11 protein-coding genes are annotated in these 16110 nt (G+C 54.8%); 5 read left to right on the top strand and 6 right to left on the bottom strand.

Annotated features, from left to right (window positions below; translation table 11 throughout):
- Positions 1 to 42: 42 nt before the first annotated feature.
- A complete protein-coding gene (locus A9753_RS03665) occupies positions 43 to 1542 on the bottom strand; it encodes a leucyl aminopeptidase (protein ID WP_245637353.1) in 1500 nt (499 codons plus the stop codon).
- A gap of 202 nt (positions 1543 to 1744) precedes the next feature.
- Here A9753_RS03665 and A9753_RS03670 point away from each other — a divergent pair, with 202 nt between their 5' ends.
- The gene (locus A9753_RS03670) at positions 1745 to 2257 is read left to right on the top strand and encodes a hypothetical protein (protein ID WP_067780568.1); all 513 of its coding nucleotides are present in this window, start codon (positions 1745 to 1747) and stop codon (positions 2255 to 2257) included.
- Positions 2258 to 2351: 94 nt separating this feature from the next.
- On the opposite strand, the gene A9753_RS03675 is transcribed toward A9753_RS03670, so the two are convergent.
- On the bottom strand, positions 2352 to 4304 hold the full coding sequence (locus A9753_RS03675) for a chloride channel protein (protein WP_067780570.1): 1953 nt from the start codon (positions 4302 to 4304) through the stop codon (positions 2352 to 2354).
- Entirely contained in the window at positions 4301 to 6316 is a 2016-nt protein-coding gene (locus A9753_RS03680; RefSeq protein WP_089024729.1) for an alpha/beta hydrolase family protein, read from the bottom strand. Before A9753_RS03680 ends, A9753_RS03675 begins: the two co-directional genes overlap by 4 nt.
- Positions 6317 to 6511: 195 nt before the next feature.
- On the opposite strand from A9753_RS03680, the gene dxs reads away from it, so the two are divergent.
- The 4 genes from dxs to pflA all read left to right on the top strand — a co-directional run bounded on the left by dxs (position 6512) and on the right by pflA (position 11997).
- The gene (gene dxs, locus A9753_RS03690; protein WP_083090274.1) at positions 6512 to 8434 is read left to right on the top strand and encodes a 1-deoxy-D-xylulose-5-phosphate synthase; all 1923 of its coding nucleotides are present in this window, start codon (positions 6512 to 6514) and stop codon (positions 8432 to 8434) included.
- Between the two features lie 232 nt (positions 8435 to 8666).
- Positions 8667 to 10787: a pyruvate formate lyase family protein gene (locus tag A9753_RS03695; protein WP_067780580.1), complete on the top strand. Its 2121-nt coding sequence runs from the start codon at positions 8667 to 8669 to the stop codon at positions 10785 to 10787.
- On the top strand, positions 10768 to 11091 hold the full coding sequence (gene grcA2 / locus A9753_RS03700) for an autonomous glycyl radical cofactor GrcA2 (protein ID WP_083090275.1): 324 nt from the start codon (positions 10768 to 10770) through the stop codon (positions 11089 to 11091). Before A9753_RS03695 ends, grcA2 begins: the two co-directional genes overlap by 20 nt.
- 27 nt (positions 11092 to 11118) lie before the next feature.
- Positions 11119 to 11997 (top strand): pyruvate formate-lyase-activating protein, encoded by an 879-nt coding sequence (gene pflA, locus A9753_RS03705; RefSeq protein WP_067780586.1) that lies wholly within the window; start codon positions 11119 to 11121, stop codon positions 11995 to 11997.
- Between the two features lie 319 nt (positions 11998 to 12316).
- Here the strand turns inward: pflA and A9753_RS03710 are convergent, their stop codons facing one another.
- The 3 genes from A9753_RS03710 to treZ all read right to left on the bottom strand — a co-directional run bounded on the left by A9753_RS03710 (position 12317) and on the right by treZ (position 16103).
- Complete coding sequence (locus A9753_RS03710) at positions 12317 to 13576, bottom strand: HRDC domain-containing protein (RefSeq protein WP_245637354.1); 1260 nt, start codon at positions 13574 to 13576, stop codon at positions 12317 to 12319.
- Positions 13573 to 14157 carry a DUF3000 domain-containing protein gene (locus tag A9753_RS03715; RefSeq protein WP_067780588.1) on the bottom strand — a complete coding sequence of 195 codons (585 nt, stop codon included), beginning with the start codon at positions 14155 to 14157 and terminating at the stop codon, positions 13573 to 13575. Before A9753_RS03715 ends, A9753_RS03710 begins: the two co-directional genes overlap by 4 nt.
- An 83-nt stretch (positions 14158 to 14240) precedes the next feature.
- A complete protein-coding gene (treZ, locus tag A9753_RS03720) occupies positions 14241 to 16103 on the bottom strand; it encodes a malto-oligosyltrehalose trehalohydrolase (protein WP_083090276.1) in 1863 nt (620 codons plus the stop codon).
- Positions 16104 to 16110: the final 7 nt, after the last annotated feature.

A 16110-nucleotide genomic window follows, 5' to 3' on the forward strand; every position in this document is an offset into this window, starting at 1 on the left:
TAATTTTTCTTCATGTGAAAAACTAGCCCCCACTGTTCCTACTCAGTCATTGTGCTGAGCAATAAAGGAAACCAAGGTCGGAACACTCGCTCCGGTACCTCCGGTGGGGGTGAATCCCCACGGAGAGCTCTCGTTGAAAGCTGGTCCGGCAATGTCCAGATGTGCCCATGGTGTTTCTTTCACAAAATGAGCAAGGAAGTGGCCTGCCAGGAGCATTCCGCCAGCGCGATTAGACATGTTTGCGTTTTGTAAATCGGCGTAGGGGGAATCTAATCCTGCTGCTACGTCCTCAGGGAGGGGCATGGGCCAGAAGGCTTCGCCCGATTCTTCAGCAGCCGCGACCACGGCGTTACGAACATCGTCATCACCCATAACACCGCTGGTACGTTCACCCAAGGCGATGATCTGGGCGCCGGTGAGTGTGGCCACGTCGAGGATTGCGTCGGGGTGTTCCTCTACGGCTACGGCCAGCGCGTCTGCCATGACCAAGCGGCCCTCGGCGTCGGTGTTTGTAATTTCCACTGTGGTGCCGTCATACATGGTGACCACGTCACTGGGACGCTGGGCATCCATGCCAGGCATGTTTTCTGCCAGCGCGAGCCAGCCGGTGACGTGAACGTTGAGACCAAGTTCGGCAACAGCGAGAACAGCACCTAGTACGCTGGCGGCTCCAGCCATATCGGACTTCATTTCCGGCATAGAAGCAGAAGGCTTAATGGACAAGCCACCCGAATCGAAAGTAATTCCCTTTCCGACCAGAGCAATGTGCTTCTTAGCGCCACGAGGCTTGTAGTCCAAACGAACGAGGCGAGGAGGATGAGTGGATCCTTGTCCCACGCCCACAATGCCTCCGAAGCCCTCCTTCGCCAGTGCCTTCTCATCGCGAACGGAGTAGGAAACACCGACTTTCTTAGCGGCATCTCGCGCGACGGTGGCAAATGTATCCGGAGTGAGCTTGTTCGGTGGATCATTGACCAGATCGCGAGTCAATGCCACGGCGCGGCCCAGAATTTCTGCACGCTCACACGCTTCGCGAGCGGCCTTTGCTTCAGCGGAGCGCTTGGACCCAACAAGATCGGTCAGCACACTTACCTGGGCAACAGGTGTATCTGTTGCAGGCACGCGGTGGCTCCATGTGTAAGCACCGTATGCGGCCCCTTCGGCAACAGCGGCAACAGCTTCAACATCAGGAGTGGGGAGGGCAAGAGCGACATGGGAAGCCGGAGCGGCAACGCGAACAGCGCAGCCAGCACCACGACGCAGGCTCACCGGAGTTAGTGCTGGTCCAAGACCCACGATCATGAGGATGCGTGCCTTGAGTACGCCGGCGGCAGGTAAGCGAAGAATTTCGTCAGTTTTACCGCTCATACCGAGATCTTCAAGATGCTCTAGAGCAGCGGTGAGATGGTTCTTTTTGCCCAGTGCGTCAGAGTCGATCAGGAGCACAGGACCATCAGGAGTGGACTGCGCACCAACGACGAGCACATCGGCATCGTAGGAGGACAGGGCTGAGGATGTAGCAATTAGTGATGTCACCGTCACATCGTATCCCTCTTCCCTCAACGATGTGCAGGGCACAGAGCATAAGGCAGTGGTTGAGGGAACACGAACATGGAGAATCCAACAGTGTCTTGGGATGAAAAATGCAGGGGAATGGAGTGGAGCACCTTATACTGATGTTTCGCGGCGACAGTAGAAGGCCGTGAATTCATAACTTTCTACCCCGACGAAACCACAGGTATCCATGAACGAGACTGCACACGAGCGCGCGCTCACCGATTCGCGTCGTTCTGCGCTCGGCTTTGGCCGACTCGTCGTGGTTCTCACCGCAATCACCGGTGCGGTGACCTTCGTACCATCATTTGTTCATATCATTCGTGAGACAACGTCAGTTCGTAGCGACATTACATCGATGGTTGCAGGCCTTGCTTTCATCGTCTTGTCGATTTCATTGGCGCACAACGGACGACGTATGCGCTGGGTGGGGTGGGGATGTTTCGTCGTCACCGTACTTGGCTTTGTTGTTGTCAACGCACTAGGAGCACAGCCTCAGCCTACTGCTCAGTCTTTCATTGATGGGACCGTATGGGCTCAATGGGGAGAGGAATCCTGGTTCCTTACCTTGCTCACACCGATTGTTGCTGGTGCTTGGTTATGGTGGAGTGATCCTCGTCGTATCGTGGTCAATGCTGAGCGCATTCAGGATATTTCCGGTTCCGTGGGCCGCGGCGTTCTGACCGAACGCAAGAGTGACTAACAACTGAAGTTGTTAGTGCCGATGTTCCTCGCGTGAGCAATTCCGTAGGGACGTACGGGATTCCCATTCAAGGGAATCGGTAGTTTTTCAATAATTATTCAGCCGAATCTGCAGTGTTGCGTGAATGCTTACGCTTAGGCTGAGCAACCCCTGATTGACCATGAGAGTGCCACGGATTCATACGCACGGACCAGCGAGCTTGAGCATCTCGTTCGGCAGTGGCCGCCTCACGAAGTCGGCGTAACCAAATCTGTTCATAGGCATACATACGCGCACCAAAGGACGTACGAGCTTCTGCAGCTTCCAGAGCACGGCGCTGATGGCGATACAACCGACGGACCATATCCTCCTGGCTAACCCAGCCAAGAAGAAGACCATTGTGGTCAATGACTGGCAAACCTTCAGCATGCGATTCAAGCAATGTTCGAAGCACCGTTGTGGGGGAGTCTTCACTGCGTACATGCTCGCGGTTAAGTACGAGCGAATCGATGGTGCGCTGGTCATCGCCTTCAAGACGTGCCTCGGCCACAGAAAAAGCGCTCACGCATCCGAGCCAACGATCGTTATCAGGATCATCACCGTCAATAACGGGCAGGCGGTAGCAATCGGATGAACGCAGTGCTTGCGCAGCATCAGCCAAGTTCATCGTGGCGGGCAGTACCGTGGGGGGACGTTGCATCAAGGCTCGCGCAGGAGTGCGGCCAACGAGGGTGGCACGAACAGGATCATCAATATCTTCGCCACGCTTGCGCAGTTCCTCGGTGTAAATCGTGGTGCGAGTTAAGAATCGGCTCACACCGGTAGCTAGCGCGATGGCAAGCATAAGGGGCAGTAACAGATCGTATTGACCGGTCATCTCAATAATGAGGATGACACCCGTAATCGGGGCTCGGGCTGCGCCTGTGAAGACGGCGCCCATGCCTACCACGCCAAACATGGCAGCAGCTGCAGCGTTACCGGGGGAAGCTACGGTTCCAACAGCAGCACCAAGCATGCCGCCGATAAATAGGGACGGGGCGAATACGCCACCCACGCCACCAACGGCTAATGTCACTGAAGTCGCGACGATTTTGGCCAACATTAGTATGACTAGCAGAACTAAGGTGTAACGGCCATGTAATGCGCGGTCCAGAACGCCGTTCGATTCGCCATACATTTCAGGCCAGATCAGCAGAATTCCACCGATGAGCAATGAACCCACGATGGGACGCAACCATGATGGACCATGCCATGCCCAGTCGATGAGGTCTTTGGTGCGGAAGTGGATGCGAGAGAACAACACACCGATCACACCGCCCAAAATGCCGAGCGTGGCCACCACGCCAAGGTCGCTTCCTTCACCAATAACGAGGCCTGTTGGTAATGACAGCGAGAGGGTTTTATCCATTAAGTGATCAGCGAGTACCGAGGAAGCTACACAAGAGATCACCACGAAGCCAAAGGTTTCCGCCGTGAAGTCCACCAAAATCACTTCCATGGCGAAAAAGGCGCCAGCCAAAGGAGCATCGAATGCGGCGGCGATACCTGCGGCGGTACCTGCTGCAGCGAGGGTACGAAGAGGTTTTTCTGGAACTTTGAAAATATGGCCAAGCAATGATCCGACGGCCGCGCCTAACTCAGCAATCGGACCTTCAGGACCTACTGAACCACCGCCACCAATGGTGAGCGTGGAGGCAACAGTGGTGGTGACTGCTGGTTTGAGATTGACAGATCCGTCTTTGCGACGGGCAGAAAACATCACACCCCCCACTCCATGACCTGTGCTTGCTCCGCCGAACTTCGCCATCAATGGTCCATAGATGGCTGCGGAGATAAGAGGAGCAACAACCACGAACCATGGGCCCATTATGGCTAAAGCGCCAAACGATGGACCCATGGATACGGAGTAATCCGGGGCGCCGGTGAGGAACTCACTCCAAGCGTCAATACCTAAACGGAAAGCCGTAGCCCCAAGGCCAGAACCTAAGCCAACGAGTGCGGCGAGTATGAGAAGACCCGATCGGTTGTATCGGAAATACCCTAAGATCCGGTCTCTCAGGCCGCTCATTGCTCGCGATGCTCCAGGTTCTCAACAGTCACAGTATGGGACAGTTCTTCACCAGGGGTGATACCCCACACCTGGCAATAGAAACTGAGCTCAGCGTCGAAAGCCTTACGGATATTCGACGCTAAGCGGAAACCATGGCCCTCACCCGGGTACATATCAATGGCAACCGGAAGACCCTTCGACGCCACGGCGTCGAACATCGTGGTGGCTTGTTCGGCAGGAACCACAGGGTCATTGGTGCCTTGAATCAGGAGCAAAGGCGCATGGATTGACTCTACGTGGCTGATGGGAGAGCGCTCAAGTAGAAGTGGATCGTCTACGCTGTGAGCTCCTACTAATTGGGGAATGTAGTGTGACTCGAACTTATGAGTGGTACGAGCCAGCAGACCCAAATCAGCTACGCCGAACATTGAAGCCGCAGCACTGAAAATTGTGGAGCGGGTCAAAGCACTAAGGACAGTAAATCCACCACCGCTGTGTCCACGAATAGCGACGCGCTCAGGATCTACCCAGCCTTGATCAACGATGTACTGTGCGCCGCTGACACAGTCATCCACATCAACAATGCCCCACTTTCCGTCAAGGGCCTTACGGTATTTGGTTCCGTAACCGGTGGAACCACGGTAGTTGACGTCAAGGTAAGCAAAACCACGACTAGTCCAGTACTGGATTTCCAGATCGTAGCCAGCGTGGGATGCCGTCGTAGGGCCAGAGTGAACGTTGACGATTAATGGAGGTTTGGTACCGTCTTCGCCGGTGTATTCAGCGTTAGCTGGCTCGTAGTAGAAGCCATGAGAAGTCGCGCCGTCAGTGGTGGGCCACTGGACAGGTAAAGCCAGAGAGATGCCCTTGGTGTCAGGATCAAACTCGCCAGAGCCGCGTAGAACCTGGACCGAACCATTCTTGACCTCAACGATAGATGGCAGGTGAACTTCACTGGTGGCTAGCATGACGACGCGTCCATCAGCAGAGGCAACGTTTCCCATGGGCTGCCAGCCAGTGACCCACTCTTCGAGTTCGCCGTTGGCCAATTTAATAGTGCCCAGGTGGCCAATCGCGTTTTGAGTCCACGAAGCGATGAGGCGATCGCCGTCGAGAATGTCATAGGAGTGAGGACCCAAATACCAAGCCGGAAGCGAAAAAGTTGCATCCTTGGGGTGGAGGGAGCGTGTGCGCAGTTTCTTTGTCCATCCCGGAGCAGATGCCCCCAAAACAGGGAAACCTTCAGTGCGGTAGAGGTTCCAAAAGCCGGAGTGATTCGAGGCGTGAATGAGGTCGCACTCTTGAGTCCACCGTGGTTCCACGGCGCTAACGCCTTTACCTTCGCAAATAATCGTGTGCTCACCAATTGTGCCGTCGTCGTTGAGATCGGCTACGTGGAGAGTGGTCTCATCCCATGGCATGTTGGGGTGATTCCAACTGAGCCACGCGAGGTGTTGGCCGTCGGGGCTGAGTGCGGGGGAGGAGACGAAGTCCGTACCGCTAAAGACGGTTTTTACTGGTTCATCGTCACGGGCTGCGCTGCCATCGAGAGGCACAGCAACGAGGGAGTTCACTGCCTCACCATTGCTACGATGATCCTCACGCACGGCATATAGCAGGCCACGGTCACGATCGATCTCTATATCGCCATGGCGAACGTCACCGTAGATAGTCAGTGGGACGAGACCACGCATACGGTCTTCCACGTTGTATAGGTACAGGCGCGAGTCCCCTGCATGAGAGACGACGATGATTCCTCCACTCACTGCGTAAGCCTTGCCTCCGTACTCATGGACAAGGGTGCGTACATCCACGAGTTGGTCATCAGGAGTAAGAGGAAGAATCTCACCAATAGTTCCATCACCGGAGCGACGCAGCAGAACCTGGCGCCCCTCCTGGGTGGCGCGACGTTCAACCCAATAGGTATCGGGACCGTCAACACGAACCTGAGAGAGAAGTACGGTACGAGCCGTAATTGTTCCCGTGGTGATGGGGGATGGCCAGCTTCCGTAGGTGGCGGTAGGCATGATTCCTCCTGACTCTCGCCTTAAAGGGGGCGAGGGGATATATGCGATAGGCCTTAGCCTACGTTGTCCCCGGAGATTTGTGGGAAATTTGTGTGGGCACGGAGAGAAAATGCTGTTGATGGTGGCGAGAAGGCCTTGGGGCACTATGATGGGGTTTCACGATCACGAACAGATAGTGATGTGGGAAGGGGAAATCGCGTGACTTTGCTGGAATCTGTGCGCGGTCCACAGGATCTCAAAGCGATGACCTCCACACAGATTGCTCAGCTCATCGAAGAGATTCGCAACTATCTTGTTTCTTCTGTTTCTCAGACTGGTGGTCACCTAGGGCCTAACCTTGGCGTGGTTGAGTTGACCATTGCTCTGCACCGAGTTTTCGATTCCCCCACGGACACCCTGATTTTTGATACTGGCCACCAGGCTTATGTTCATAAACTCCTTACTGGACGCAATGATTTCACTACGTTGCGTCAACCGGGGGGACTATCTGGCTATCCGTCACGCTCTGAGTCTGAGCATGACGTCGTAGAAAATTCCCATGCTTCGACCGCGCTGTCTTGGGCAGACGGAGTGTCTTATGCCTACGACGTGCAAGGACAGTGTCGCCGCCATACGGTTGCCGTAATTGGTGACGGCGCGATGACTGGCGGCATGGCATGGGAAGCGTTGAACAACATTGCTGAACGCCGTGACCAGCATGTGGTCATCGTTGTTAACGACAATGGCCGCTCCTATGCCCCAACCATCGGTGGCTTAGCCCATCACCTGGATGCTTTGCGTACTAACCCTGGTTATGAGCGTATGCTCGCCACGATCAAGCGCACACTCCAGTCTCAGGGTGCCCCTGGCCGTGCAGCATTTGACGCTTTGCATGGACTAAAGCGTGGTCTTAAAGATGTCCTTGTTCCATCAGCATTCTTTGAAGACTTAGGTATCAAGTACACCGGCCCCATTGACGGGCATGATGAGGAAGCAGTTGAAGCAGCGCTGCGTCGTGCTCGCGAGTACGAATCTCCTGTTATTGTTCACGTCATCACTCAAAAGGGACGCGGATACACCCCTGCTGAGGAAGACTCAGCTGATCGTTTCCATGCTGTGGGCAAAATTCATCCCGAAACTGGTCTTCCTGTAGTGCCGTCACGATTCGGTTGGACGAGCGTGTTCGCGGATAAGATTGTTGAACTAGCTGACGCTAATCCGAAGATCGTTGGTCTGACCGCAGCGATGTTACGTCCTGTTGGTTTGGGGCCGTTAGCAGAGAAATACCCTGATCGCGTTGTGGACGTGGGTATTGCCGAGCAACACGCCTTAACATCTGCAGCAGGCATGGCTTTTGCAGGGCTGCACCCCGTAGTGGCTCTGTATGCCACGTTTTTGAATCGTGCCTTCGATCAGGTGCTCATGGATGTGGCACTTCATCGTGCGGGAGTCACTATCGTTCTTGATCGCGCCGGAATCACCGGTTCGGATGGTCCTAGCCACAATGGGCAGTGGGACATGGTCATGTTGCGTGTGGTTCCTGGGCTGCAGTTAGCTGCCCCGCGTGATGAAGCGACGCTACGCGAGCAACTCGATGAAGCAGTTGCTGTGGACGATGCCCCCACTGTCATTCGTTATCCCAAGGGCGAGATTCCTGTGGCATTGCCTGCGCTACGCCGTGATGGTGGTCTTGATATTTTGTACGAATCCGAGGTGGAGAACGTATCGGATGCCGCACACTCACCCCAGTGCCCTGACGTACGTCGCATTGTGATTGTGGGAGTTGGAGCGATGGCTCGCACTGCTGTTGACGTGGGGCAGCGCCTTGATGCCTATGGCGAACAGGTGATTGTTGTTGACCCTAGGTGGGTTATTCCTGTCAATGATCGCCTCGTAGAACTCTGTGCTGATGCTGACCTTGTGGTCACTATTGAAGACGGCGTGGTTGACGGTGGAGTAGGAACTGGCATTCGTGAGGCCTTGGAAACATGGCTCTGGAGTGGGAAAAATCGCGTGATTCCGATGATCCGTCGCGTGGGTATTCCACGAGAATTCATTGAAACAGATAACCGTGACGATTTGCTTGAACGTTTCGGAATGACCGCTGATTCCATTGTGAAATCTCTGGGCTACGAGAACTGAGAAACGCATATCATTAGCCCCACTAATGTGGGACTTAAGTCCCTCTTTTGTCTCCTGCCACTCACACTTGTGAGTGATGCCACCGGCTTTTCTGTGCCGACTTGGCCCACCGGACTTTAGGCCCCCTTAGGCTAGGAACTGACGGCGCAACGACGTACCGCCTCGCCCACTTCCCCAGTGTGCGAAAAGCAATCCGGGTGGCCAATTGCCACCCACCACAGGAGGCAAACGGATGACCACTGAGGTCAAGGCAAACGCCACCGCTGAACAGGGCTCCACGAGCGATGCCTGGGAAGGGTTCACCCCTGGCCCTTGGCAGGAAGAAATTGACGTTCGCGACTTTATCCAGCGCAACTACACGCCTTACGAAGGAGATGCTTCCTTCTTGGCTGGTGCAACGGACAAGACTCTTCGTCTCTGGGACACCCTTGAGCAGAAGTACCTGAGTGAAGAGCGTGCTCGTCGCGTGTACGACGTCGACACCGACACTCCCGCTGACATTGATGCCTTCGGACCTGGGTACATCTCCGAAGATGACGATGTTGTCGTCGGCCTTCAGACCGATGTTCCTCTCAAGCGCGCCATGATGCCCAACGGTGGTTGGCGCATGGTGGAAACCGCTATCAAGGAAGCCGGTAAAGAGGTTAACGCCGATGTGAAGAAGATCTTCACCCGTTACCGCAAAACTCACAACGACGCTGTTTTCGATATCTACACCCCCCGTATTCGCGCAGCACGTTCCTCCCACATCATCACCGGTCTTCCCGATGCCTACGGTCGTGGCCGCATCATCGGTGATTACCGCCGCGTTGCCCTCTACGGCGTTGACCGCCTCATCGCCGACAAGCAGAAGGACAAGGACTCTGTTGCAGACAAGCCCTTCTCCGAGCACTGGGCACGTTTCCGCGAAGAACACTCTGAGCAGATCAAGGCTCTGAAGAAACTCAAGGTTATGGCCGAGTCTTACGGATTCGACATTGGCCGCCCTGCCGCTAACTCCCGTGAAGCAGTTCAGTGGACCTACTTCGCTTACCTGGCATCTGTCAAGAGCCAGGACGGCGCCGCCATGAGCATTGGCCGCCTCTCCGCATTCCTCGATACCTACTTCGAGCGCGACCTTGCTGCAGGTACCATCACCGAATCCGATGCACAGGAACTCATCGATAACCTCGTCATGAAGCTCCGCATCGTGCGATTCCTGCGCACCATCGATTACGACCAAATCTTCTCCGGTGACCCCTACTGGGCAACCTGGTCAGATGCTGGTTTCGGTGAAGATGGTCGTACCCTGGTCACCAAGACCGCATTCCGTCTCTTGCAGACTCTGCGCAACCTTGGCCCCGCACCCGAGCCGAACATCACCATCTTCTGGGATGAGAACCTCCCCGCTGGCTACAAGGAATTCTGCGCAGCCATCTCTATCGAGACTTCATCCATCCAGTACGAATCTGATCCTCAGATTCGCGAGCACTGGGGCGACGACGCAGCCATCGCATGCTGCGTTTCCCCCATGCGCGTGGGTAAGCAGATGCAGTTCTTCGGCGCACGCGTCAATGCTGCTAAGGCTCTCCTCTACGCCATCAACGGTGGCCGTGACGAAATGAGCGGCAAGCAGGTTGTTGAAGGTATGACGGGCATTGAAGGTGACGGCCCTCTGGACTTCGATGAGGTCTGGGCCAAGTACGAAGACATACTGGACTGGGTTGTGGGCACCTATGTTGAGGCCCTCAATATCATCCACTTCTGCCACGACCGTTACGCATACGAGTCCATCGAAATGGCGCTGCACGATTCCGAAATCGTCCGCACCATGGGCTGCGGTATCGCAGGTCTGTCCATCGTGGCTGACTCCCTGGCCGCTATCAAGTATGCAAAGGTCACCCCTGTCCGTGACGAGACCGGCCTCGTGGTTGATTACGTCACCGAAGGTGACTTCCCCGTCTACGGTAACGACGACGACCGCGCCGACGATATTGCTGCAACCGTGGTTCACACCATCATGAGCAAGATCCGTGCGATCCCCATGTACCGTGACGCCATCCCCACCCAGTCCGTCCTAACCATTACGTCGAACGTGGTTTACGGCAAGGCAACTGGTTCATTCCCCTCGGGCCACAAGAAGGGCACTCCCTTCTCTCCTGGTGCCAACCCTGAAAACGGTATGGACACCCACGGCATGGTTGCTTCCATGCTCAGCGTCGGCAAACTCGACTATGACGACGCCCTCGACGGTATCTCTCTGACCAACACGATCACGCCCTCTGGTCTTGGTCGTACGAAGGACGAGCAGGTAGCGAACCTTGTCGGCATCTTGGACGCCGGCTTCATCCCTGATGAGAACTGCTGCTGCTAAGCAAACGTCCTCACCGACTAGTCACTCAACCCCATTGACACAAAAGGAAAAGAACATGGCTGTTACTTTCGAAGAGCGCCTGGAGTCCATGAAGGCCAACCGTGCAGAGAAGACCACCACCAAGGGTCTCTACCACGCAAACATCAACGTGCTTGATCGCGCCACCCTCGAGGATGCCATTGATCACCCTGAGAAGTACCCTAACTTGACTGTCCGCGTTTCCGGCTACGCCGTGAACTTCGTGAAGCTCACCCGTGAGCAGCAGTTGGACGTTCTGGCTCGTACCTTCCACAACAACGCCTGACGCTGATCGCGTCACGCACACAGTCATATGACTGAGACCATGCCAAGCATGGACGGTAGCCGCCGGGACCAGGATTTCCTGGCCCCGGCGGCCCGTTTGCGCGGCGGTGGAACCGCAGGTCTGGCTGAACTGTCAGACATTGAGCGTTCTGACCGCCTCAAGCGCATGCGTGAAGGAACCCTTGGCTCCATTCACTCCTGGGAACTAGTCACCGCAGTGGATGGCCCTGGTACACGCATGACCATCTTTTTATCCGGATGCCCCCTACGGTGTCAGTACTGCCACAACCCCGATACCTTCAATATGAAGGATGGGGAGCCTATTGAAGCGGAAGAATTGCTTCGGCGTATGCGTCGCTACAAGAACCTTTTCCGCGCCACCAAGGGTGGTATTACGCTCAGTGGTGGAGAAGTGCTGATGCAGCCAGCTTTTGCTCGCACACTTCTGCGTGGAGCAAAGGAGATGGGAATTCACACTGCTCTGGACACCTCAGGTTTCCTCGGTGCAGCAGCAACCGATGAGATGCTTGACGATGTGGACCTGGTCCTGCTCGACGTGAAATCTGGCCTTCCTGAGACTTACAAGGAAGTTACCGGACGCGAATTGCAACCCACCATCGACTTTGGTGATCGCCTCGCCGCTAAAGGCATTGAGATCTGGGCACGTTTCGTGCTTGTCCCTGGCTTAAGCGATGCGGAAGATAACATTGAAGCAGTTGCTGAGATTGTTAAGCGTTGGGGGGAAAGCGTTACTCGACTTGAGGTACTCCCATTTCATCAAATGGGCACAGATAAGTGGGATGCACTGGGTCTGAATTACACACTGCGTGACACTCTGCCCCCAACTCCTGAGCACACCGAGCATGTTCGTGAAATGTTCCGTGCTCACGGGTTCACAGTAACCTGAGGGTGAGCGAACCGGACTGAAGATCCGTTTTGTTATTGACAGTGAATTAGGTGTTGTTAGAGCACTGCATCACTAAAATCCCGACTTTGATATGCACTGGCCCCGCGGAGGAACTCCGCGGGGCCAGTGCTGTTGAGTAGTGATGTTGTGGCTATATAGTTCTCATGTGCGTTACTCAATGAAGAGGCAGCGTTCGATAAACCGATTTGTTTCTATGTAACTACCTGTTTGTGACGATGATGAGTGAGAAGAGGACGCGGGATGATTCATCAAAGAGTGAAGTGAATGATGAACCATCATGAGGTTAAGAAAAAGTCAGTTACCCGTGCTGGCGTAGCGCATCAGTCAGACGCCGTGAAACCAATTCACGCTGCCAGGGACGTACATCAGCGCCGATTAACAAGGCATCTACGTCTACCCCGGCGTGATAGCGCCAAGCCAATTCACGTTGCGTTGCCGGCGCCAAGACATTTTCCTGAGGGACATTAATCTCCTTGGCAATCTCCTGAACCACGGACTTCACCACAGTCAGACGTTCAAAACGATCTTCATGGTGGCGATGCCATGACACAGGTTTGGGAATATACCCTTCCGGATGAACGGCACGCTTCGTTGGAAGACTCGTCGGGGGAGTCTTCATGGCACGATCAAGCGCTTGCCACCACTGCTGCAAGTATGGACGAGCAGTACGGGTATGGAAGTAACGAATGCGGTCCAATTGCTTACGTGATGATGGCTGCTGTTGAGCGGCCATAATGAGTCCCTCATGAGCCACAACAACACGAGGAATGACATCTAACTCTTGAGCGATCTCTTCACGAACAGTCCAAAGTTGTTTAACGATTTCGCGACCACGGTCGGTACGAACCGAAGAAAAACCCGGGACCTTGCGCCAGGGCTCAGGATCAACCGGTTTCGGGGGAGCAGTGCGCACATGTTCAAACTCTTGCTCCGCCCACTTCAATTTACCGGCTTGCTCGAGTTCGACAGTTAGTGCATCACGAAGTTCTTCGAGCAGTTCTACATCAAGCGCAGCATAAGCTAACCACGTCGATGGCAGGGGACGCGTGGACCAATCAGCTTGCTGGTGCTCTTTAGCTAAAGACCATCCCAAGGTCTCTTTGATCACATGGCCCAGACCCACACGACTTCGGCTAAGTAAGCGTGCAGCCAGTTCAGTATCAAAGAGGCGTGGTGCCGCAAGCCCAACAGCACGCATACAGGGAAGATCTTGGTCAGCTGCATGAAGAATCCACGTGCAGTCTTGAAGAGCATCAGACAACAGGCTCAAATCAGACAGAGATCGAGGATCGATGAGATACGTGGGGCCGTGCCCACGACGTAACTGAATGAGGTAGGCATCTTGTCCATAGCGGAATCCCGAGGCACGTTCGGTATCAACGGCAAGGTCACCACTTTGGGAGGCGAGTGCAGCGACGGCAGAGGACAGGCCTGCGTCGGTAGAGATCACTGAGGGAACACCCATAGTGGGGTGGCTCAGTTTGGTGACCAGATCAGGATCGACAGGGTTGTCGGTGGTTCCCCACGTCTTGAGGGACGGGTGGGAGGGGGTATTCACCGAGGCTCTCCTCCTTGTTGCAATGGATGAATTAGTCCAGGCTCATGACCACAGGCCACACGAATGAGGTCAAACCACGCCTCACAGTGAGGGGTGAGATCATCAGTGACGGGAGTCCACGAAGCTCGTATTTCGATGTGTGCGCAGGAATCGCTTAACTCAAGGCCACCGAAGGTCTCGGACATGACCCGAGTAACTGTTCCAACCCGATGATGATATCCGGCACCTGCACACTCCAGTGCATCGGCCATCCATGACCACGCCACTTCACCCAAGCAGGGATCGACAGCAATATCATGATCGACTTTGGCTTTCACCATGACAACGAGACGATAGGTGCCACCCCACGCCTCTTGACCATCAGGGTCGTGAAGAATAACGAAACGACCACTTCCCAGGGAAACGCCTTGATCTTCAGCGACTGTCTGGGCGTTGAGTGCGGCAGTGTAAGGAGCCAGGCGTGTGGGGGAGGGAATCTCCTCAAGTACCACGTCATTCGGGCGTCGAGCATCACGGATGCTCAGGAGAGCACGGGCAAAACTAGGGGGAATATCACCCTCAGTGATGGTCTTTTCTGACACTTCTCCAGGCTAATGGGAAGGAGAGAAAGCCCTGGGATCCCACGCCGTAAAGGTGGTCATCGCTGTTGTATAGCGTTGAGAAGTTATTCCGACGCCGAGTGCTTGCCGAACACCACAGTCGTACCAGGCATTAGCACTGCCTCATTCACGCTCAATCCAAGTGGCCATGAGACCAGAACACTATTGATTGATAAAACAGAGGGCAAGGGGCGTGGCTCAAGGGCGGTATTGATGATGAACTGCAGCCCGCTGTGAGCCACGGTAATCACACCGTCGCTATCTGTGATGGTTGGCCACTCAGTGTGCTCAGCGAGAGCAAATTTCCGCCGAATCGTGATGAGTTTCTGATACCAGCGAAGCATTGCCACGTGCTGGGGTTGAGAACACTCGTTCCAATCGAGAGTGGAGCGAATAGCCGTCGATTCGGCTTGTGGATCAGGAACTACCTGATCATCCCAGCCATGTGAGGCGAACTCCTGGGAACGGCCTTCGGTAATGGCCTGTCCAAGTTCTGGAGCATGATCGGTGAAGAATTGAAATGGCACTCGGGTCCCCCACTCTTCACCCATGAAAATCATTGGTGTGTAGGGACCTAAGAGAATCAGTGCGGCTTGAGCGGCCAACTGGGCGTCACTGAGCTGTTCAGAAGGACGATCGCCCGTAGCACGGTTACCCACCTGATCATGGTTCGAGGAACACACGACGAATCGACGAGGATCTATGTCAGTAGGTACAGGAGTGCCCCATGAGGATCCGCGGAAGGTGGAGTAGGAACCATCATGGAGGAAGGCACGTGCATAGGTTTTTTCTAAAGCGCCAGGTTCAGCAAAATCACCGTAGTAGCCGTCACTTTCACCGGTGAATCGTGCATGGATGGCGTGGTGTACGTCATCATTCCACTGAGCATCCATGCCCAACGCAGGACGTACGTGTTTACCAGTCAAAGGTTCATCGACTGGCGTGATTACAGCAATATCGTTGAGATCTGATTCAGCCACAAGACGCATCGGACGGGAAGAGTGAGAACGCAAGCAACTTACTGCGCGAGAGAGATCAGCCAAAATATGAGAAGCGGAGGAATCCTCAATGGCGTGGATAGCGTCAAGGCGTAAAGCATCAATGTGAAAGTCGTTGAACCAGCGTAGACAGGCCTCGATGATGAAGCCTCGCATGCCTTCACAGTGCTCATCATCAACGTTCACCGCCTGGCCCCACGGTGTTTCATGCTTGGAGGTAAAGTACGGGCCAAACTCTGCCAGGTAGTTATCAGCAGGGCCAAGATGATTGAAAACGACGTCCAGGCATACTCCCATACCGCAGTGGTGGGCAGCGTCAACGAATCGAACTAAAGCTTCAGGCCCTCCGTAGAAGGGATGAACGGCATAGAGGCCCACACCGTCATAGCCCCAGCCACGATTTCCTGGGAATGTAGCTAAGGGCATGAGTTCAATCATTTCCACGCCAAGTGAAGCCAAATGCGGTAATTTCGTGATTGCCGCGTCGAGAGTTCCTTCACTGGTGAAGGTGCCAATATGTAGTTCATAAAACACTGCGCCAAGAGCATCACGCCCTGCGAAATCATGATCCGTCCAGGTGAAACTTGCTGGATCCCACCAAGTGGTTGCACCAGCAGAACCATCAGGATGAGCAGCACCACGAGGGTCACCACGCAATACATCATCATGTCCCTGACGATGCAAACGGAACATATAGCGCTGACTAGAAGGAAGTTCACGGGAACTGACCCACCAGCCACCAGGATGAGAGTCCATAGCCCACTGCTCATCGCAATCTAGAAGGACTACCTCAACACTGTCCGCATAAGGAGCCCATAACGGAACATCTGGGCCAACCCAATGATGATTTTCGGGGAGGAAACTCTCCACTTCAGGGCATACCTCGCGAACAGATCGCCAGGCGGAAGACTGCTGCGCAGAGGTAGTCATCAGGGGG

Source organism: Actinomyces vulturis, assembly GCF_001687305.1.
GTDB lineage: Bacteria > Actinomycetota > Actinomycetes > Actinomycetales > Actinomycetaceae > Actinomyces > Actinomyces vulturis.

Excerpts from the sequence above, each read along its gene's own strand:
- A9753_RS03670 (WP_067780568.1), top strand. The coding sequence starts at position 1,745 with ATGAACGAGACTGCACACGAGCGCGCGCTCACCGATTCGCGTCGTTCT.
- A9753_RS03675 (WP_067780570.1), bottom strand. The coding sequence starts at position 4,304 with ATGAGCGGCCTGAGAGACCGGATCTTAGGGTATTTCCGATACAACCGA.
- A9753_RS03695 (WP_067780580.1), top strand. The coding sequence starts at position 8,667 with ATGACCACTGAGGTCAAGGCAAACGCCACCGCTGAACAGGGCTCCACG.
- grcA2 (WP_083090275.1), top strand. The coding sequence starts at position 10,768 with ATGAGAACTGCTGCTGCTAAGCAAACGTCCTCACCGACTAGTCACTCA.
- pflA (WP_067780586.1), top strand. The coding sequence starts at position 11,119 with ATGACTGAGACCATGCCAAGCATGGACGGTAGCCGCCGGGACCAGGAT.
- treZ (WP_083090276.1), bottom strand. The coding sequence starts at position 16,103 with ATGACTACCTCTGCGCAGCAGTCTTCCGCCTGGCGATCTGTTCGCGAG.